This window comes from Pseudomonas sp. GW456-E7 (assembly GCF_059424105.1).
The window spans coordinates 26078-44112 of record NZ_JBWKZB010000039.1 but is presented as its reverse complement, the minus strand read 5'-3'; the positions used below and the strand labels follow the sequence as shown (position 1 = coordinate 44112).

Annotated in this window: 29 protein-coding genes; 28 read left to right on the top strand and 1 reads right to left on the bottom strand. The window is 56.1% G+C overall.

All coding sequences use genetic code 11. The features are described 5' to 3' along the window. The first annotated feature begins 2 nt into the window (after nt 1-2). The 28 genes from rplD to bfr all read left to right on the top strand — a co-directional run bounded on the left by rplD (nt 3) and on the right by bfr (nt 14969). Nucleotides 3-605 carry a 50S ribosomal protein L4 gene (rplD, locus tag AC07YV_RS22340; RefSeq protein WP_003228735.1) on the top strand — a complete coding sequence of 201 codons (603 nt, stop codon included), beginning with the start codon at nt 3-5 and terminating at the stop codon, nt 603-605. Then, nucleotides 602-901 carry a 50S ribosomal protein L23 gene (gene rplW / locus AC07YV_RS22335; protein WP_002555488.1) on the top strand — a complete coding sequence of 100 codons (300 nt, stop codon included), beginning with the start codon at nt 602-604 and terminating at the stop codon, nt 899-901. Before rplD ends, rplW begins: the two co-directional genes overlap by 4 nt. 14 nt (nt 902-915) lie before the next feature. Next, nucleotides 916-1740 (top strand): 50S ribosomal protein L2, encoded by an 825-nt coding sequence (gene rplB / locus AC07YV_RS22330; RefSeq protein WP_003228734.1) that lies wholly within the window; start codon nt 916-918, stop codon nt 1738-1740. Between the two features lie 16 nt (nt 1741-1756). Further along, entirely contained in the window at nt 1757-2032 is a 276-nt protein-coding gene (gene rpsS, locus AC07YV_RS22325; RefSeq protein ID WP_002555486.1) for a 30S ribosomal protein S19, read from the top strand. 11 nt (nt 2033-2043) lie between these two features. After that, nucleotides 2044-2376, top strand: a complete 333-nt coding sequence (gene rplV, locus AC07YV_RS22320; RefSeq protein ID WP_003103908.1) for a 50S ribosomal protein L22 — start codon at nt 2044-2046, stop codon at nt 2374-2376. A gap of 13 nt (nt 2377-2389) precedes the next feature. Continuing rightward, nucleotides 2390-3076, top strand: a complete 687-nt coding sequence (rpsC, locus tag AC07YV_RS22315) for a 30S ribosomal protein S3 (RefSeq protein ID WP_007970424.1) — start codon at nt 2390-2392, stop codon at nt 3074-3076. Between the two features lie 12 nt (nt 3077-3088). Then, nucleotides 3089-3502, top strand: coding sequence for a 50S ribosomal protein L16 (gene rplP / locus AC07YV_RS22310; protein ID WP_003228729.1), 414 nt, complete (start codon nt 3089-3091; stop codon nt 3500-3502). Then, nucleotides 3502-3693, top strand: a complete 192-nt coding sequence (gene rpmC / locus AC07YV_RS22305) for a 50S ribosomal protein L29 (RefSeq protein ID WP_002555481.1) — start codon at nt 3502-3504, stop codon at nt 3691-3693. The genes rplP and rpmC overlap by 1 nt, the downstream gene beginning before the upstream one ends. 2 nt (nt 3694-3695) lie before the next feature. Continuing rightward, a complete protein-coding gene (rpsQ, locus tag AC07YV_RS22300) occupies nt 3696-3962 on the top strand; it encodes a 30S ribosomal protein S17 (RefSeq protein ID WP_003176419.1) in 267 nt (88 codons plus the stop codon). A gap of 23 nt (nt 3963-3985) precedes the next feature. Further along, entirely contained in the window at nt 3986-4354 is a 369-nt protein-coding gene (gene rplN, locus AC07YV_RS22295) for a 50S ribosomal protein L14 (protein WP_002555479.1), read from the top strand. Nucleotides 4355-4365: 11 nt separating this feature from the next. Further along, nucleotides 4366-4680 carry a 50S ribosomal protein L24 gene (gene rplX / locus AC07YV_RS22290; protein ID WP_095059509.1) on the top strand — a complete coding sequence of 105 codons (315 nt, stop codon included), beginning with the start codon at nt 4366-4368 and terminating at the stop codon, nt 4678-4680. A 22-nt stretch (nt 4681-4702) separates the two neighbouring features. Next, the gene (gene rplE, locus AC07YV_RS22285) at nt 4703-5242 is read left to right on the top strand and encodes a 50S ribosomal protein L5 (RefSeq protein WP_003210069.1); all 540 of its coding nucleotides are present in this window, start codon (nt 4703-4705) and stop codon (nt 5240-5242) included. A gap of 13 nt (nt 5243-5255) precedes the next feature. Beyond that, complete coding sequence (gene rpsN, locus AC07YV_RS22280; protein ID WP_003176414.1) at nt 5256-5561, top strand: 30S ribosomal protein S14; 306 nt, start codon at nt 5256-5258, stop codon at nt 5559-5561. A 209-nt stretch (nt 5562-5770) separates the two neighbouring features. Next, complete coding sequence (gene rpsH, locus AC07YV_RS22275; protein WP_003186040.1) at nt 5771-6163, top strand: 30S ribosomal protein S8; 393 nt, start codon at nt 5771-5773, stop codon at nt 6161-6163. A 12-nt stretch (nt 6164-6175) separates the two neighbouring features. Further along, the gene (gene rplF, locus AC07YV_RS22270) at nt 6176-6709 is read left to right on the top strand and encodes a 50S ribosomal protein L6 (RefSeq protein ID WP_003176412.1); all 534 of its coding nucleotides are present in this window, start codon (nt 6176-6178) and stop codon (nt 6707-6709) included. Between the two features lie 10 nt (nt 6710-6719). After that, complete coding sequence (gene rplR / locus AC07YV_RS22265; RefSeq protein WP_003186037.1) at nt 6720-7070, top strand: 50S ribosomal protein L18; 351 nt, start codon at nt 6720-6722, stop codon at nt 7068-7070. Nucleotides 7071-7073: 3 nt separating this feature from the next. Further along, nucleotides 7074-7574 carry a 30S ribosomal protein S5 gene (gene rpsE / locus AC07YV_RS22260; protein ID WP_003186035.1) on the top strand — a complete coding sequence of 167 codons (501 nt, stop codon included), beginning with the start codon at nt 7074-7076 and terminating at the stop codon, nt 7572-7574. 2 nt (nt 7575-7576) lie between these two features. Next, complete coding sequence (gene rpmD, locus AC07YV_RS22255; protein WP_003176408.1) at nt 7577-7753, top strand: 50S ribosomal protein L30; 177 nt, start codon at nt 7577-7579, stop codon at nt 7751-7753. 3 nt (nt 7754-7756) lie between these two features. Next, nucleotides 7757-8194 (top strand): 50S ribosomal protein L15, encoded by a 438-nt coding sequence (rplO, locus tag AC07YV_RS22250; protein ID WP_003228720.1) that lies wholly within the window; start codon nt 7757-7759, stop codon nt 8192-8194. After that, on the top strand, nt 8195-9523 hold the full coding sequence (secY, locus tag AC07YV_RS22245; protein WP_015097035.1) for a preprotein translocase subunit SecY: 1329 nt from the start codon (nt 8195-8197) through the stop codon (nt 9521-9523). It abuts the gene before it with no gap. A gap of 24 nt (nt 9524-9547) precedes the next feature. Then, nucleotides 9548-9664: a 50S ribosomal protein L36 gene (gene rpmJ / locus AC07YV_RS22240; protein ID WP_002555468.1), complete on the top strand. Its 117-nt coding sequence runs from the start codon at nt 9548-9550 to the stop codon at nt 9662-9664. A 130-nt stretch (nt 9665-9794) separates the two neighbouring features. Beyond that, complete coding sequence (gene rpsM, locus AC07YV_RS22235; protein ID WP_009045849.1) at nt 9795-10151, top strand: 30S ribosomal protein S13; 357 nt, start codon at nt 9795-9797, stop codon at nt 10149-10151. 30 nt (nt 10152-10181) lie between these two features. Next, nucleotides 10182-10571, top strand: coding sequence for a 30S ribosomal protein S11 (gene rpsK, locus AC07YV_RS22230; protein WP_002555466.1), 390 nt, complete (start codon nt 10182-10184; stop codon nt 10569-10571). Between the two features lie 18 nt (nt 10572-10589). Then, nucleotides 10590-11210 (top strand): 30S ribosomal protein S4, encoded by a 621-nt coding sequence (rpsD, locus tag AC07YV_RS22225; RefSeq protein WP_003176404.1) that lies wholly within the window; start codon nt 10590-10592, stop codon nt 11208-11210. Between the two features lie 22 nt (nt 11211-11232). Further along, on the top strand, nt 11233-12234 hold the full coding sequence (locus AC07YV_RS22220; protein WP_007970428.1) for a DNA-directed RNA polymerase subunit alpha: 1002 nt from the start codon (nt 11233-11235) through the stop codon (nt 12232-12234). Nucleotides 12235-12276: 42 nt separating this feature from the next. After that, on the top strand, nt 12277-12663 hold the full coding sequence (gene rplQ, locus AC07YV_RS22215; RefSeq protein ID WP_007970429.1) for a 50S ribosomal protein L17: 387 nt from the start codon (nt 12277-12279) through the stop codon (nt 12661-12663). A 238-nt stretch (nt 12664-12901) separates the two neighbouring features. Continuing rightward, nucleotides 12902-14356: a catalase gene (locus AC07YV_RS22210; RefSeq protein ID WP_102701282.1), complete on the top strand. Its 1455-nt coding sequence runs from the start codon at nt 12902-12904 to the stop codon at nt 14354-14356. Between the two features lie 148 nt (nt 14357-14504). Further along, nucleotides 14505-14969 carry a bacterioferritin gene (bfr, locus tag AC07YV_RS22205; RefSeq protein WP_007970123.1) on the top strand — a complete coding sequence of 155 codons (465 nt, stop codon included), beginning with the start codon at nt 14505-14507 and terminating at the stop codon, nt 14967-14969. A 64-nt stretch (nt 14970-15033) separates the two neighbouring features. Here the strand turns inward: bfr and uvrA are convergent, their stop codons facing one another. Continuing rightward, complete coding sequence (uvrA, locus tag AC07YV_RS22200; RefSeq protein ID WP_102701281.1) at nt 15034-17868, bottom strand: excinuclease ABC subunit UvrA; 2835 nt, start codon at nt 17866-17868, stop codon at nt 15034-15036. Between the last annotated feature and the right edge of the window lie 167 nt (nt 17869-18035).

Genomic DNA, 18035 nt, shown 5'->3' with positions numbered 1-18035 from the left:
ACATGCAATTAAATGTAAATGACGCTCAAGCGATCGAAGTTTCCGAACTGACATTTGGCGGCGAATTCAACGAGACGCTGGTTCACCAAGCAGTCGTGGCCTACATGGCCGGCGGCCGTCAGGGTTCCAAGCAGCAAAAGACCCGTTCCGACGTTCGTGGTGGCGGCAAGCGCCCATGGCGTCAGAAAGGTACTGGCCGTGCTCGTGCCGGTACTATCCGTAGCCCAATCTGGCGTGGCGGCGGTACCACTTTCGCAGCTCGTCCTCAGGATCACTCCCAGAAGCTGAACAAGAAGATGTATCGCGCAGCAATGCGTTCCATCCTTGCTGAGCTGGTGCGTACTGATCGTCTGGTCGTGGTTCAGGATTTCGCCGTTGAAACGCCGAAAACCAAAGACCTGCTGGGCAAGCTGAACAACATGAGCCTGACCGACGTTCTGATCGTGTCGGACGCTGTTGATCAGAACCTGTACCTGGCTGCTCGTAACCTGCCACACGTAGATGTACGTGACGTGCAAGGTTCCGATCCAGTTAGTCTGATCGCATACGACAAGGTGTTGATCACCGTGTCGGCCGTGAAGAAATTCGAGGAGCTGCTGGGATGAACCAGGAACGCGTATTTAAAGTTCTGCTTGGCCCGCACGTTTCCGAGAAGGCTACGGTTCTGGCAGACAAGAAAGGCCAGTTCGTTTTCAAGGTTGCTACTGACGCAACCAAGCTGGAAATCAAGAAGGCCGTCGAAAGCCTGTTCAGCGTGAAAGTAGAGCGTGTAACTACCCTGAATGTTCTGGGTAAGAGCAAGCGCACTGCTCGCGGTCTGGGCAAGCGTAATGACTGGAAGAAGGCAGTTATCTCCCTTCAGCCAGGCCAAGATCTCGATTTCAGCAGCAGTGCTGAGTAAGGAAGGGGTGCATCATGGCAATCGTTAAATGCAAACCGACTTCCCCTGGCCGCCGTTTTGTGGTCAAGGTGGTCAACCAGGAGCTGCATAAAGGCGCTCCTCACGCACCGCTGCTCGAGAAGAAATCGAAGACTGGTGGTCGTAACAACAATGGCCGTATTACCACTCGTCACATCGGTGGTGGTCATAAGCAGCATTACCGTATGGTCGATTTCCGTCGCAACGACAAAGATGGCATCGTCGCCACTGTCGAGCGTATCGAATACGATCCAAACCGTACTGCTCACATCGCACTGCTCTGCTACGCAGACGGCGAGCGCCGCTACATCATCGCCCCTAAAGGCGTGAGTGCTGGCGACCAGCTGATCGCAGGCGCTCTGGCTCCAATCAAGCCAGGCAACGCTCTGCAACTGCGCAACATTCCAGTCGGTTCTACCGTACACGGCATCGAACTGAAGCCAGGTAAAGGCGCACAGATCGCTCGTTCCGCTGGTGCTTCGGCTCAGCTGATCGCTCGTGAAGGCGTGTACGTTACCCTGCGTCTGCGTTCCGGTGAAATGCGTAAAGTCCTGGCTGAATGCCGTGCGACCCTGGGCGAAGTCTCGAACTCCGAGCACAGCCTGCGTTCGCTGGGTAAAGCCGGTGCCAAACGCTGGCGTGGCGTTCGCCCAACCGTTCGTGGTGTTGCCATGAACCCGGTTGACCACCCACATGGTGGTGGTGAAGGTCGTACCTCTGGTGGTCGTCATCCGGTATCGCCATGGGGCTTCCCGACTAAGGGCGCGAAGACTCGTGGTAATAAGCGTACCGACAAAATGATCGTCCGTCGTCGCAAGTAAATAGAGGGATACGACAGTGCCACGTTCTCTGAAAAAAGGTCCTTTTATCGATCTTCACCTACTGAAGAAGATCGAAGTGGCGGCGGAAAAGAACGATCGCAAACCGGTGAAAACCTGGTCGCGTCGTTCGATGATCCTGCCACAAATGGTCGGTCTGACCATCGCAGTACACAACGGTCGTCAGCACGTCCCAGTTCTCGTGAACGAAGACATGGTCGGCCACAAACTGGGCGAGTTCGCCGGTACCCGCACTTATCGCGGGCACGTGGCAGACAAGAAAGCCAAGCGTTAAGGGGTTAGGAAATGGAAGTAGCCGCTAAGTTGTCGGGCGCTCGAATCTCCGCCCAGAAAGCCCGCTTGGTCGCCGACCAGATCCGCGGGAAGAAGGTGGGCGAAGCGCTCAACCTGTTGGCTTTCAGCAGTAAGAAAGCCGCCGAGATCATGAAGAAAGTGCTGGAGTCGGCCGTAGCCAACGCCGAGCATAACGAAGGCGCAGACGTTGATGACCTGAAGGTCAGCACCGTTTTCGTCAACGAAGGGCGTTCGCTGAAGCGCATCATGCCACGTGCCAAAGGCCGTGCTGATCGCATCGTCAAGCGGTCTTGCCATATCACTGTCAAGGTTGCTGACAAGTAACGGAGTCGAAGAGATGGGTCAGAAAGTACATCCCATTGGCATTCGCCTGGGAATCGTCAAGGAGCACACCTCCGTCTGGTACGCAGACGGTCGGACTTATGCGGACTATTTGCTCGCAGATCTGAATGTGCGTGAGTACCTCCAAGACAAACTAAAAAGCGCGTCCGTAAGCCGTATCGATATCCATCGTCCGGCCCAAACTGCACGCATCACCATCCACACCGCTCGTCCAGGTATCGTTATCGGGAAGAAAGGTGAAGATGTTGAGAAACTGCGTCAGGACCTGACCAAGCAAATGGGTGTGCCTGTGCACATCAATATCGAAGAGATCCGCAAGCCGGAACTCGACGGTATGCTGGTTGCGCAGAGCGTAGCTCAGCAGCTGGAGCGTCGCGTAATGTTCCGTCGTGCTATGAAGCGCGCCGTACAGAACGCCATGCGCATTGGTGCCAAAGGCATCAAAATCCAAGTGAGCGGTCGTCTCGGCGGTGCTGAAATCGCACGTACTGAATGGTATCGCGAAGGTCGTGTGCCATTGCACACCCTGCGTGCCGACATCGACTATGCCAACTACGAAGCTCACACCACTTACGGTGTGATCGGTGTAAAGGTTTGGATCTTCAAAGGCGAAGTAATTGGTGGTCGCCAAGAAGAACTGAAACCACAAGCACCAGCGCCTCGTAAAAAAGCTGCTAAGTAAGGGGTACGCCAAATGTTGCAACCAAAGCGTACGAAGTTCCGCAAGCAAATGACTGGTCACAACCGTGGCCTGGCATTGCGCGGTAGCAAAGTCAGCTTCGGCGAGTTCGCGCTGAAGTCTGTTGCTCGTGGTCGTCTCACCGCTCGTCAGATCGAGTCAGCGCGTCGTGCTCTGACCCGTCACGTAAAACGTGGCGGCAAGATCTGGATCCGTGTATTCCCGGACAAGCCGATCTCCAAAAAACCTCTCGAGGTTCGTATGGGTAAAGGTAAGGGTAACGTGGAGTACTGGGTTGCCCAGATTCAGCCAGGCAAAGTCCTGTATGAAATCGAGGGTGTTTCTGAAGAGCTGGCGCGTGAGGCTTTCGCCCTGGCTGCTGCAAAGCTGCCGCTCGCCACCTCCTTTGTTAAACGGACGGTGATGTGATGAAAGCGAATGAACTTCGTGAAAAATCCGCACAGCAGCTGAACGAGCAACTGCTCGGCCTGCTGCGCGACCAGTTCAATCTGCGTATGCAGAAAGCAACTGGCCAGTTGGGGCAGTCTCATCTGCTCTCGCAAGTTAAGCGTGACATCGCTCGCGTGAAGACTGTGCTCAACCAGCAGGCAGGTAAGTAATCATGGCTGAAGCCGAAAAAACTGTCCGTACGCTGACTGGCCGTGTTGTCAGCGACAAGATGGACAAAACCATCACCGTTCTGATCGAGCGTCGCGTTAAGCACCCGATCTACGGTAAATACGTTAAGCGTTCGACTAAGCTGCACGCGCACGACGAAACCAATCAGTGCCACATCGGCGACAAAGTCACTATTCGTGAAACTCGTCCTTTGGCCAAGACCAAGTCTTGGGCGCTGGTTGATGTTCTCGAACGCGCTGTGGAAGTCTAAGGACTAGGGGTCGGAGAAATTATATGATTCAGACTCAATCCATGCTCGATGTGGCCGATAACAGCGGCGCTCGCCGCGTTATGTGCATCAAGGTGCTGGGTGGCTCCCATCGTCGTTACGCTGGTATCGGTGACATCATCAAAGTTACCGTCAAGGAAGCAATTCCTCGCGGTAAAGTGAAAAAAGGCCAAGTGATGACTGCTGTTGTAGTCCGCACTCGTCACGGCGTACGTCGTGCTGATGGCTCCATTATCCGCTTTGATGGCAACGCTGCTGTTCTGTTGAACAACAAGCAAGAGCCGATCGGCACCCGTATCTTTGGGCCAGTGACCCGTGAACTTCGTACTGAGAAGTTCATGAAGATCGTCTCGCTCGCCCCAGAAGTGCTGTAAGGAGATCCGACATGCAAAAGATTCGTCGTGACGACGAGATCATCGTGATCGCCGGCAAAGACAAAGGTAAGCGCGGTAAGGTGCTTAAGGTTCTCGCTAACAACCGTTTGGTTATTGGTGGTCTGAACCTGGTCAAGCGTCATACCAAGCCTAACCCGATGTCGGGCGTGCAGGGCGGTATCGTCGAAAAAGAAGCTCCACTGGATGCTTCTAACGTCGCCATTTTCAACAGCGAAACCAACAAGGCTGACCGCGTTGGTTTCAAAGTAGAAGACGGCAAGAAAATTCGTGTCTTCAAGTCGACCCAAAAAGCGGTTGATGCTTGAACACTGCTAGGTAGATGAGACCATGGCACGACTAAAAGAGATTTACCGGAAGGAAATTGCTCCGAAACTTAAGGAAGAACTTAAGCTTTCGAACGTGATGGAAGTTCCGCGCGTTACCAAAATCACCCTGAACATGGGTCTGGGCGAAGCGATCGGCGACAAAAAAGTCATCGAGCACGCTGTTGCCGACCTGGAAAAGATCACCGGCCAGAAAGTCGTTGTGACCTACGCTCGCAAATCCATCGCTGGCTTTAAAGTCCGTGAAGGTTGGCCGATCGGCGTCAAAGTGACCCTGCGCCGTGAGCGTATGTACGAGTTCCTGGATCGTCTGCTGTCGATCTCCCTGCCTCGGGTTCGCGACTTCCGCGGCCTGAATGCCAAGTCCTTCGATGGTCGTGGCAACTACAGCATGGGCGTGAAAGAGCAGATCATCTTCCCGGAAATCGACTACGACAAGATCGATGCTCTCCGCGGTCTGGACATCACCCTGACCACCACTGCCAAGAACGATGATGAAGGCCGCGCTCTGCTGCGTGCGTTCAAATTCCCGTTCCGCAACTGATTGGAGTAGGACCATGGCCAAGATGAGCATGAAAAACCGCGAGCTGAAGCGTCAGCTCACGGTTGCCAAGTACGCCAAGAAGCGTGCAGCACTGAAAGCTATCATCGTTGATCTGAACGCAAGTCCAGAAGCGCGTTGGGAAGCTACAGTAGCCCTGCAGAAGCAGCCACGTGACGCAAGCGCTTCGCGCATGCGTAACCGCTGCCGCCTGACCGGTCGTCCACACGGTGTTTACCGCAAGTTCGGCCTCGGCCGTAACAAGCTGCGTGAAGCTGCCATGCGTGGTGACGTACCGGGTCTGGTTAAAGCCAGCTGGTAAGTACTGTCAAAGTCTCGGTGTCCAGGATCGCAAGATCCTGACCACCGGTGGCCTTGAATCTGGATCAAGCCCCTTTTGGGGCTTGATTCATTTCTGGGGTGTGTCTAGAATACCCGGCTCGCCTGAGCCCGTGTTTTTCATGCCCGGAGATTCTCGGCGACACGTAATAGCCGCAAGGCTAATTTTTTTGTATTAGGAGCGTCTAGCCCATGAGTATGCAGGACCCGTTAGCGGACATGCTAACTCGTATCCGTAATGCCCAGATGGCTGAAAAGTCCGTCGTAAGCATGCCATCTTCCACGTTGAAGGTAGCTGTTGCCAAAGTCCTGAAGGACGAAGGTTACATTGCGGGTTATCAGATCAGCAGCGAAATCAAACCACTGCTGTCCATCGAGCTGAAGTACTTCGAAGGCCGTCCGGTTATCGAAGAAGTGAAGCGCGTTAGCCGTCCAGGCCTGCGTCAGTACAAGTCCGTCGATGATCTGCCAAAAGTTCGTGGCGGTCTCGGTGTGTCTATCGTCTCCACCAACAAGGGTGTGATGACTGATCGTGCTGCGCGCGCTGCCGGTGTCGGCGGCGAAGTTCTTTGCACTGTGTTCTAAGGGGGGATAAGCATGTCTCGCGTCGCTAAGAACCCCGTTAAGCTGCCAGCCGGTGTCGAAGTAAAATTCGCAGGCCAACAGCTTTCGGTGAAGGGTGCCAAGGGCACTCTCGAACTGAACATCCATTCGTCCGTTGAGATCGTTGAAGAAGCTGGTGAGCTGCGTTTCGCTGCTCGCAATGGCGATCAACAGACTCGCGCAATGGCTGGTACCACTCGTGCGTTGGTAAACAACATGGTCCAAGGCGTAAGCCAAGGCTTCGAGCGCAAGCTCCAGCTGGTCGGTGTTGGTTACAAAGCGCAAGCAAAAGGCACAGTGCTGAACCTGGCTCTTGGCTTCTCGCACCCAGTGGATTACGAACTGCCGGAAGGCATCACCGCTGAGACTCCTAGCCAGACCGATATCCTGATCAAGGGCATCGACAAGCAGCTGGTAGGTCAAGTGGCCGCCGAGATCCGCGACTTCCGTCCACCAGAGCCGTACAAAGGCAAAGGTGTGCGCTACGCGGACGAAGTCGTCCGTCGTAAAGAAGCCAAGAAGAAGTAGGGCATAGCAAATGACCGACAAAAAAGTTACTCGACTGCGTCGCGCTCGCAAAGCACGCCTGAAAATGCACGAACTCGAAGTCGTGCGTCTCTGCGTGTTCCGCTCTTCGCAGCACATCTACGCCCAGGTCATTTCGGCCGACGGCAACAAAGTCCTGGCAAGCGCCTCGACTTTGGATAAAGAACTGCGTGATGGTGCCACCGGCAACATCGACGCGGCCACTAAGGTTGGCCAGCTGGTCGCTACGCGTGCTAAGGCCGCTGGCGTCTCGCAGGTGGCTTTCGACCGCTCTGGCTTCAAGTACCACGGCCGCGTTAAAGCGCTGGCTGATGCTGCTCGTGAAGCTGGGCTGGAGTTCTAAGTTATGTCAAATAACGACCAAAAGCGCGACGAAGGCTACATCGAGAAGCTGGTTCAAGTTAACCGCGTAGCCAAAACCGTTAAAGGCGGCCGTATCTTCACCTTCACCGCGTTGACCGTGGTTGGTGATGGTAAAGGCCGTGTTGGCTTCGGCCGTGGCAAGTCGCGTGAAGTGCCTGCTGCGATCCAGAAGGCAATGGAAGCTGCTCGCCGCAACATGATCCAGGTTGATCTGAACGGCACCACCCTGCAGTACGCCATGAAGTCCGCTCACGGCGCTTCGAAGGTTTACATGCAGCCTGCTTCTGAAGGTACCGGTATCATCGCTGGCGGCGCTATGCGTGCTGTCCTCGAAGTTGCTGGCGTTCAGAACGTTCTGGCCAAGTGCTACGGCTCGACTAACCCGGTAAACGTGGTTCACGCCACTTTCAAGGGTTTGAAAGCAATGCAGTCTCCTGAATCCATTGCCGCCAAGCGTGGCAAAAGCGTCAAGGAGATCTTCTGATCATGGCTACCGTTAAAGTTACGCTGATCAAAAGCATGACCGGCCGCATCCCTAACCACAAACTGTGCGTTAAGGGTCTGGGTCTGCGTCGCATCGGTCACACTGTAGAAGTCCAGGATACTCCCGAGAATCGCGGGATGATCAACAAGGCTTACTACATGCTGCGTGTCGAGGGTTAATCGATGAAACTCAATGATCTGAGTCCAGCGCCGGGTTCCCGTCGCGAAAAGCATCGTCCGGGCCGTGGTATCGGTAGCGGTTTGGGTAAGACTGGTGGCCGTGGTCACAAAGGTCAGACCTCTCGCTCCGGTGGCACCATTGCTCCAGGCTTTGAAGGCGGTCAACAGCCGCTGCATCGTCGCCTGCCGAAGTTCGGTTTCGTTTCCCTGAAAGCCATGGACCGCGCAGAAGTGCGTCTGTCCGAGCTGGCCAAAGTGGAAGGCGACATCGTCACCGTGCAGTCCCTGAAAGATGCCAACGTGATCAACGTCAACGTACAGCGTGTGAAAATCATGCTGTCCGGTGAAGTGACTCGCGCTGTCACTATCGGCAAGGGAATCGGCGCCACCAAAGGTGCGCGTGCGGCTATCGAAGCAGCTGGCGGCAAGTTCGAGGAATAAATGGCTAAGCAAGGTGCTCTCTCTGCGCTCGGCAAAGGCGGTATGTCTGAACTCTGGGCTCGTCTGCGTTTTCTGTTCCTGGCGATTATCGTCTACCGAATAGGCGCACACATCCCGGTTCCAGGTATCAACCCGGACCGACTCGCGGACCTGTTTCGACAGAATGAGGGGACCATTCTTAGCTTGTTCAACATGTTTTCCGGCGGCGCGCTGGAACGGATGAGCATCTTTGCACTGGGGATCATGCCGTACATCTCGGCATCGATCATCATGCAATTGATGACCGCCGTCAGCCCGCAGCTGGAGCAGTTGAAGAAGGAAGGTGAAGCTGGCCGTCGCAAGATTAGCCAGTACACCCGCTACGGCACTGTCGTCCTCGCTCTCGTCCAGGCCATTGGCATGTCCATTGGCCTGGCGGGGCAGGGCGTTTCGTTCACTGCTGACTTCAGCTTTCATTTCGTTGCGGTAACCACATTTGTGGCGGGCGCGATGTTCATGATGTGGCTGGGTGAGCAGATTACTGAGCGTGGTGTAGGCAACGGTATCTCGATGTTGATCTTCGCAGGTATCGTCGCCGGTCTTCCGAGAGCGATCGGGCAGTCTTTCGAGTCTGCACGTCAGGGTGATATCAACATCTTCGCCCTGGTTGCCATCGGTTTGCTGGCAGTAGCGATTATCGGTTTCGTGGTGTTCATTGAGCGTGGTCAGCGTCGTATTGCTGTTCACTACGCCAAGCGTCAGCAGGGCCGCAAGGTCTTCGCTGCGCAGACCAGCCACTTGCCGCTGAAGGTGAACATGGCCGGTGTTATTCCGGCTATTTTCGCGAGCAGCATTTTGCTGTTCCCGGCTTCGTTGGGTGCCTGGTTCGGTCAGTCTGAAGGTATGGGCTGGTTGCAGGACATCTCGCAGTCGATCGCTCCTGGTCAGCCGTTGAATATTCTGCTGTTTAGTGCAGGGATTATTTTCTTCTGCTTCTTCTATACGGCGTTGATGTTCAATCCGAAAGACGTAGCGGAAAACCTGAAGAAGTCCGGTGCCTTTATTCCGGGCATCCGTCCAGGTGAGCAGTCTGCGCGCTACATTGATGGCGTTCTGACTCGCTTGACCATGTTCGGTGCTCTTTACATGACGGCCGTCTGCCTGTTGCCCCAGTTCCTGGTGGTTGCAGCCAACGTACCGTTCTACCTTGGCGGGACCTCGTTGCTGATCGTCGTCGTGGTTGTGATGGACTTCATGTCCCAAGTACAATCGCACCTCGTTTCGCACCAGTACGAATCCCTGATGAAGAAAGCCAACCTGAAGGGTTACGGCAGCGGCATGCTGCGCTGACCCATAAGGTTCGAGGAGTTGGTGATGAAAGTTCGTGCATCGGTGAAAAAGCTGTGCCGTAACTGCAAGATTATTCGCCGCGAAGGTGTTGTTCGAGTAATTTGCAGCGCGGAACCGCGTCACAAACAGCGCCAAGGCTGAGTGTGATTGTGCTTCAAGCCCGGCAGCTAGTGCGCTGCCGGGTTGATTATTTGTTATTACAGCGATATTATCTCGCGCCCTATTTCTTGGCTTCCGGGGCGTAGGTAGCTGTCAATTGGAGTCCCACTGAATGGCCCGTATTGCAGGCGTTAACATTCCAGATAACAAGCATACTGTTATCTCGCTGACCTACATCTATGGTGTTGGTCGCACTACTGCACAGAAAATTTGTGCGGAGACTGGGGTAAACCCAGCAGCAAAGATCAAAGATCTGAGCGACGAGCAGATTGAACAGCTGCGTGGCGAAGTGGCGAAGTTCACCACTGAAGGTGACCTGCGTCGCGAAATCAACATGAAAATCAAGCGCTTGATGGACCTCGGTTGCTATCGCGGTCTGCGTCATCGTCGCGGTCTTCCAGTGCGCGGTCAGCGTACCAAGACCAACGCGCGTACCCGTAAAGGTCCGCGTAAGCCGATCCGCAAGTAATCGCCCCAGCGAATCGACAGGAATTTAATCATGGCAAAACCTGCTGCTCGTCCTCGTAAAAAAGTTAAAAAGACAGTGGTTGATGGCATCGCCCACATCCATGCATCTTTTAACAACACCATCGTGACCATCACCGACCGTCAAGGTAACGCTCTTTCCTGGGCTACCTCCGGTGGTTCGGGTTTCCGCGGTTCCCGCAAGTCCACCCCGTTTGCTGCTCAGGTAGCTGCTGAACGTGCTGGTCAAGCTGCGCTGGAATACGGCCTGAAAAACCTCGACGTCAACGTCAAAGGTCCAGGTCCAGGTCGTGAATCCGCAGTCCGCGCTTTGAACGGCTGTGGCTACAAGATCGCCAGCATCACCGACGTGACGCCAATCCCGCACAACGGGTGCCGTCCGCCGAAGAAGCGCCGCGTGTAATCCAGGAGATTGTAAAGAATGGCTCGTTACATTGGTCCAAAATGCAAACTCGCTCGTCGCGAAGGCACCGATCTCTTCCTGAAGAGCGGCGTGCGCGCGATCGAATCGAAGTGCAACATTGAAGCAGCACCTGGTATCCACGGCCAACGCCGCGGTCGCCAGTCCGACTACGGCACCCAACTGCGTGAAAAGCAGAAGGTCCGTCGTATCTACGGCGTTCTCGAGCGTCAATTCAGCGGCTACTACAAAGAAGCTGCTGGCAAGAAAGGTGCAACCGGTGAGAACCTGCTGCAACTGCTCGAATGCCGTCTGGACAACGTTGTATACCGTATGGGCTTTGGTTCGACTCGTGCCGAATCCCGTCAGCTGGTATCGCACAAGTCGATCAGCGTAAACGGTCAGACCGTTAACGTTCCGTCCTACCAGGTTCGTGCTGGTGACGTGGTTGCTGTTCGCGAGAAAGCAAAAAATCAACTTCGCATTGTCCAAGCTCTCGATCTGTGTGCCCAACGTGGCCGCGTAGAATGGGTAGAAGTAGACACTGAGAAGAAGTCGGGCGTTTTCAAGAACGTTCCAGCTCGCAGTGATCTGTCCGCCGACATCAACGAAAGCCTGATTGTCGAGCTCTACTCCAAGTAAGGGCTAGAAAATAGGTGCATCCATGCAGATTTCGGTAAATGAGTTCCTGACACCCCGCCACATTGATGTGCAGGTTGTCAGTCCAACCCGCGCCAAGATCACTCTCGAGCCTCTCGAGCGTGGTTTCGGCCATACCCTGGGCAACGCGCTGCGCCGCATCCTGTTGTCCTCAATGCCCGGCTGTGCAGTAGTCGAGGCCGAGATTGACGGTGTGCTCCACGAGTACAGCGCCATCGAAGGTGTACAGGAAGACGTCATTGAAATCCTGTTGAACCTTAAAGGTCTGGCTATCAAGCTGCACGGTCGTGACGAAGTTACGCTGACCTTGTCGAAGAAGGGTTCGGGGGTGGTTACCGCTGCCGATATTCAGCTGGATCATGATGTCGAGATCGTTAATCCCGATCACGTAATCGCTAACCTGGCGTCTAACGGCGCCCTGAACATGAAGCTCGTAGTAGCTCGTGGTCGTGGTTATGAACCGGCAGACTCGCGTCAGAGCGATGAAGACGAAAGCCGCAGCATCGGTCGCTTGCAGCTTGACTCTTCGTTCAGCCCGGTTCGCCGTATCGCATACGTGGTGGAAAACGCCCGTGTCGAGCAGCGTACTAACCTGGACAAGCTGGTTATTGATCTGGAAACCAACGGTACTCTGGATCCTGAAGAGGCTATTCGCCGCGCTGCAACCATCCTGCAACAGCAGTTGGCTGCGTTCGTCGACCTCAAGGGTGACAGTGAGCCAGTGGTTGTCGAGCAGGAAGACGAGATCGATCCGATCCTGCTTCGCCCGGTTGACGATCTGGAACTGACTGTACGTTCGGCTAACTGCCTTAAGGCGGAAAACATTTACTACATCGGTGACCTGATTCAGCGTACCGAAGTGGAACTGTTGAAGACTCCGAACCTGGGCAAGAAATCCTTGACTGAAATCAAGGACGTTCTGGCCTCCCGCGGTCTGTCCCTCGGCATGCGCCTCGACAACTGGCCGCCTGCAAGTCTTAAGAAGGACGACAAGGCGACTGCCTGATCGTCGTAATCACCGAACGTAGTGTTTGGTAAGGAATGAACCATGCGTCATCGTAAAAGTGGTCGTCACCTGAGCCGCACCAGCTCGCACCGCAAGGCCATGTTCCAAAACATGGCGGTGTCGCTGTTCGAGCACGAGCTGATCAAAACGACTCTGCCAAAAGCCAAAGAACTGCGCCGCGTTGCCGAGCCGCTGATCACTCTGGCCAAGACAGACAGCGTTGCTAACCGTCGTCTGGCTTTCGACCGTACTCGTTCGAAAGCTATCGTTGGTAAGCTCTTCAACGACCTGGGCAAGCGTTACGCTACCCGTGAGGGTGGCTACCTGCGCATCCTCAAGTGCGGTTTCCGCGCTGGCGACAACGCGCCTATGGCGTACGTCGAGTTGGTTGATCGTGCTACTGCTGGCGAAGCTGTATCTGCCGAGTAAGACGTCAGTCTGAAACAAAGAACCGGGCCTAGTGCCCGGTTTTTTGTGCCTGTAAGAAATGTACCTTCGTATAATCCTTGAATCCTTCCCCTTGTCATATTATCGGTTGGGGGCTGATCATTAGTTATTTTCTATCGATGCCTGCAAGTTAATGAATTTGTAGGTGTAACATTGATGATCAATACTCCTTCTCAGCCGATAGCCGGCAGTTCAAGACCGACAGAGGAAGGAAGATCGCATGAGCCAGAACAAAACGCTTACCACCGCCAGTGGCGCTCCTGTTGCCGATAACCAGAATTCCCGTTCCGCCGGCCCTCGTGGCCCGCTGCTGCTCGACGACTTTCACCTGATCGAGAAGCTTGCCCACTTCAACCGTGAAAACATCCCCGAGCGCCGTGTGCACGCCAAAGGCTCGGGTGCCTACGGTACGTTCACCGTGACGCGCGATATCACTCAATACACCAGTGCAAAGCTGTTTGAGGCAGTTGGCAAGCAAACCCCGACTTTCCTGCGATTTTCCACCGTAGGCGGTGAGCGTGGTTCGGCCGATACCGAGCGTGATCCGCGCGGCTTTGCCTTGAAGTTTTACACCGAGGAAGGCAACTGGGACATCGTCGGCAACAACACGCCAGTGTTCTTCATTCGTGACCCATTGAAGTTTCCGGACTTTATCCACACCCAGAAGCGTTTGCCGCAAAGCAACCTGAAGAGTGCCCAGGCGATGTGGGACTTCTGGTCGCATTCGCCTGAGGCGTTGCACCAGGTCACCATCCTGTTCTCCGACCGGGGTATCCCTGACGGATACCGTCACATGCACGGCTTTGGCAGCCACACGTACAGCCTTATCAACGCTCAAGGCGAGCGCCACTGGGTGAAGTGGCACTACAAGACCAAACAGGGGATCAAGAACCTTGCTCCTGCCGAGGCTGCGCGCCTGGCGGGTACTGATCCGGATTACGCCCAGCGCGACTTGTTCAATGCCATCGAACAGGGTGATTTCCCGAAGTGGCGAGTGTGCATTCAGATCATGAGCGAGGCTCAGGCGGCGGCGCACTACGAGAACCCGTTTGATGTGACCAAAACCTGGTCGCAGAAAGAGTTTCCACTGATTGAAGTCGGTGAGCTGGAGCTCAATCGCAATCCGCAGAACTACTTCGCGGAAGTCGAGCAGGCGGCGTTCGGTCCCAGCAATATGGTTCCAGGCGTTGGTCTGTCGCCGGATCGCATGCTGCAAGGTCGGGTCTTCGCCTACGCGGATGCTCACCGCTACCGTGTCGGCACCAACCACCAACAGTTGCCGGTGAACGCTCCGCGCAGTCCGGTCAACACCTATCAGCGCGATGGTTCGATGGCCTTTGGCAGCAATGGCGGTGCGGCGCCGAACTACGAGCCAAACAGCTACGTAGAATCGCCGAAGCAGGCACCTCGTTACGCAGAGCCCGCATTGGCCCTGAATGGTGCCGCCGATCGTTACGACCACCGCGAAGACACTGATTACTACAGTCACGCCGGCGCGTTGTTCCGCTTGATGTCTGAACAGCAGAAATCGCTGCTGGTCAGCAACATCGCCGGTGCGATGGCGGGGGTGTCGAGTGATGTGGTTGATCGCCAGCTGCAACATTTCTACAAGGCTGACCCGGCGTATGGAGAAGCAATCGCAAAGCTGCTCAACGTACAGCTTAACGAAGTCTAAATGAGAAGCAGAACCGCCCTTGTTTGGGCGGTTTTTGCGTTATTTCAGCTGGTTTTCTCAGAATATCTTCGCTTTTATTGCGTCTTGCGAGTGACGATACGGGCATGTTGGTTCAAACTACAACTTTCAAGCAGGGAGATGTAGGGCGATGCAAGGCCACCCAGATGTGATCGATTACCTCAACACGTTGCTGACCGGCGAACTGGCCGCGCGTGATCAATATTTCGTCCACTCGCGGATGTATGAGGACTGGGGTTTTACCAAGCTCTACGAACGAATCAACCACGAGATGGAAGAGGAAGCAGGGCACGCTGATGCCTTGATGCGCCGGATCTTGATGCTCGAGGGCACCCCGCGCATGCGTCCGGACGATCTCGATGTCGGCACCACGGTGACCGAGATGCTCGAAGCGGATTTGCGCCTGGAATACAAGGTGCGGGCTGCGCTGTGCAAAGGCATCAAGCTTTGCGAGCAGCACAAGGACTACGTCAGCCGCGAAATGCTGCGGGTTCAATTGCATGACACCGAAGAAGATCACACCTACTGGCTCGAGAAGCAGCTGGGTCTGATCAAGTTGATCGGTCTTGAGAACTACCTGCAATCCCACGCCTGATTCAGTGAATACAAAAAAGCCCCTGTCACCGATGAAGTGACAGGGGCTTTTTCATGGCGCCCGGTTAAGCCCGGTCACGCTCCAGCAGCGGTTTGAGGTAGTAGCCGGTGTGAGACTGCTTCATCTCTGACACTTCCTCCGGTGTACCGACTGCGATGATCTGGCCGCCCTTGGAACCACCTTCCGGACCAAGGTCCACCAGCCAGTCGGCGGTCTTGATCACGTCCAGGTTGTGCTCGATGACCACCACGGTGTTGCCGTGGTCGCGCAGGCGATGCAGTACGTCCAGCAGTTGCTGGATATCCGCGAAGTGCAGCCCGGTGGTCGGTTCATCGAGGATGTACAGGGTCTTGCCGGTATCACGCTTGGACAATTCGCGGGACAGTTTCACCCGCTGCGCCTCACCTCCGGAGAGCGTGGTCGCCGATTGGCCCAGCTTGATGTACGACAGGCCGACGTCCATCAACGTTTGCAGCTTGCGCGCCAGGGCCGGTACGGCATCGAAGAACACCCGCGCTTCCTCGATGGTCATCTCGAGGGTTTCGTGGATGCTCTTGCCCTTGTACTTGATCTCCAGGGTTTCACGGTTGTAGCGCTTGCTCTTGCATACGTCGCACGGCACGTAGATGTCCGGCAGGAAGTGCATCTCGACCTTGATCAGACCGTCGCCCTGGCAGGCTTCGCAACGCCCGCCCTTGACGTTGAAGGAGAAACGCCCCGGGCCGTAGCCCCGCGAGCGGGACTCCGGCACACCGGCGAACAACTCGCGAATCGGCGTGAACAGTCCGGTATAGGTCGCCGGGTTGGAGCGTGGTGTACGGCCGATCGGACTCTGGTCGATGTCGACGACCTTGTCCAGGTGCTCCAGGCCCTTGATGCTATCGTGGGTGGCCGCCTCAAGCGTCGTTGCGCCGTTCAGCGCGGTGGCGCTCAACGGGAACAGCGTGTTGTTGATCAGCGTCGATTTACCCGAGCCGGATACGCCGGTGACACAAGTCAGCAGGCCGATCGGAATCTCCAGGTCGACATTGCGCAGGTTGTTGCCGCGTGCGCCCTTGAGCGACAGCGTCAGCTTCTTGTTGCGCGGCGTACGTTTGGCCGGGACTTCGATTTTCACCCGGCCCGACAGGTATTTGCCCGTCAGCGAGTCCGGATGCGCCATGACCTCGGCCGGTGTGCCTTCGGCGACGATATGCCCGCCGTGCACGCCGGCGCCCGGGCCGATGTCCACCACGTAGTCGGCCAGGCGAATGGCGTCTTCGTCGTGCTCGACCACGATCACCGTGTTACCGATGTCGCGCAGGTGCTTTAGGGTGCCCAGCAGCCGGTCGTTATCGCGCTGATGCAGGCCGATGGAGGGTTCGTCGAGGATGTACAGGACGCCCACCAGGCCGGCACCAATCTGGCTGGCCAGACGAATGCGCTGGGCCTCGCCGCCGGACAAGGTGTCGGCGCTGCGATCCAGCGACAGATAGTCGAGGCCGACGTTGACCAGGAACTGCAGGCGTTCGCGGATTTCCTTGAGGATCTTGTCGGCAATTTCGCCACGCCGACCGGTGAGCTTGAGCCCGCCAAAATAATCGGACGCATCGCCGATCGGCAGGTTGGTCACCGCCGGCAGGGTTTTCTCGCCGACCCACACGTGCCGCGCCTCACGCCGCAGGCGGGTGCCACGGCAGTCCGGACATGACTGGGTACTGAGGAACTTGGCCAGCTCCTCGCGCACCGATGCCGATTCGGTTTCGCGGTAACGGCGCTCCAGGTTCGGCACGATGCCTTCGAACGGGTGCGAGCGTTTGACGATGTCGCCACGGTCGTTCAGGTATTTGAAGTCGACGTTTTGCGAACCGCTGCCGTGCAGGATGAATTTCTGTTGGTCGGCGGGCAGTTCGTTGAACGGCACTTCCAGGCTGAACTTGTAGTGCGCGGCCAGCGAGCCGAGCATCTGGAAGTAATAGACATTACGCCGGTCCCAGCCACGAATCGCCCCTTCGGCCAGGGTCAGTTCGCCGTTGACCAGACGCTTGATGTCGAAGAACTGCTTTACCCCCAGACCATCACAGGTCGGGCAGGCGCCGGCCGGGTTGTTGAAGGAGAACAGCTTGGGTTCCAGCTCACTGATCGCGTGGCCGCAGATCGGACAGGCGAAGCGTGCGGAGAAGATCATCTCCTCACCCGGCTCGTCGTCCATCGGCGCTACCAGGGCGATGCCGTCCGCCAGTTTCAGCGCGGTTTCGAAGGATTCGGCCAGGCGTTGTTGCAGGTCGGCGCGAACCTTGAAACGGTCGACGACGACATCAATGGTGTGTTTTTTCTGCTTGTCGAGTTTGGGTGCTTCGTCCAGCTCATAGAGCTTTCCGTTGATCCGGGCGCGGACAAAACCCTGTGCGCGCAGTTCTTCGAAAACCGACAGGTGCTCGCCTTTGCGTTCGCGGATGACCGGGGCCAACAGCATCAGTTTGCTGCCCTCCGGTTCGGCGAGGACCAGGTCGACCATCTGGCTGACGGTCTGCGCTTCCAGCGGAATGTCGTGGTCCGGGCAACGGGGAATACCCACGCGAGCATACAGCAGGCGCAGGTAGTCGTAGATTTCGGTAATGGTGCCGACCGTCGAACGCGGGTTGTGCGAGGTGGACTTCTGTTCGATGGAGATCGCCGGCGACAGGCCTTCGATGGTATCGACGTCAGGCTTTTCCATCATCGACAGGAACTGCCGGGCATAAGCCGACAGCGATTCGACGTAGCGGCGCTGGCCTTCGGCGTACAGGGTGTCGAAAGCCAGCGACGACTTGCCGGAGCCGGACAGGCCGGTGATGACGATCAGCTTGTCCCGTGGCAGGGTCAGGTCGATGTTCTTCAGGTTGTGGGTTCGAGCCCCACGAATCAGGATCTTGTCCAAGGTGGCCTCGCTCGGCGGGCGTCGAAAACGTAGGAGTATACGGCCAAATACTGGATGGATGCACACTATCAAACGAGAGGGTTACTGTCTTACATGAAGAGTGTGTCAGCAATGCGCGTCAAAGCGTCGCGATATACCCCGCCAATCGATGGGACTGGTAGAATCGC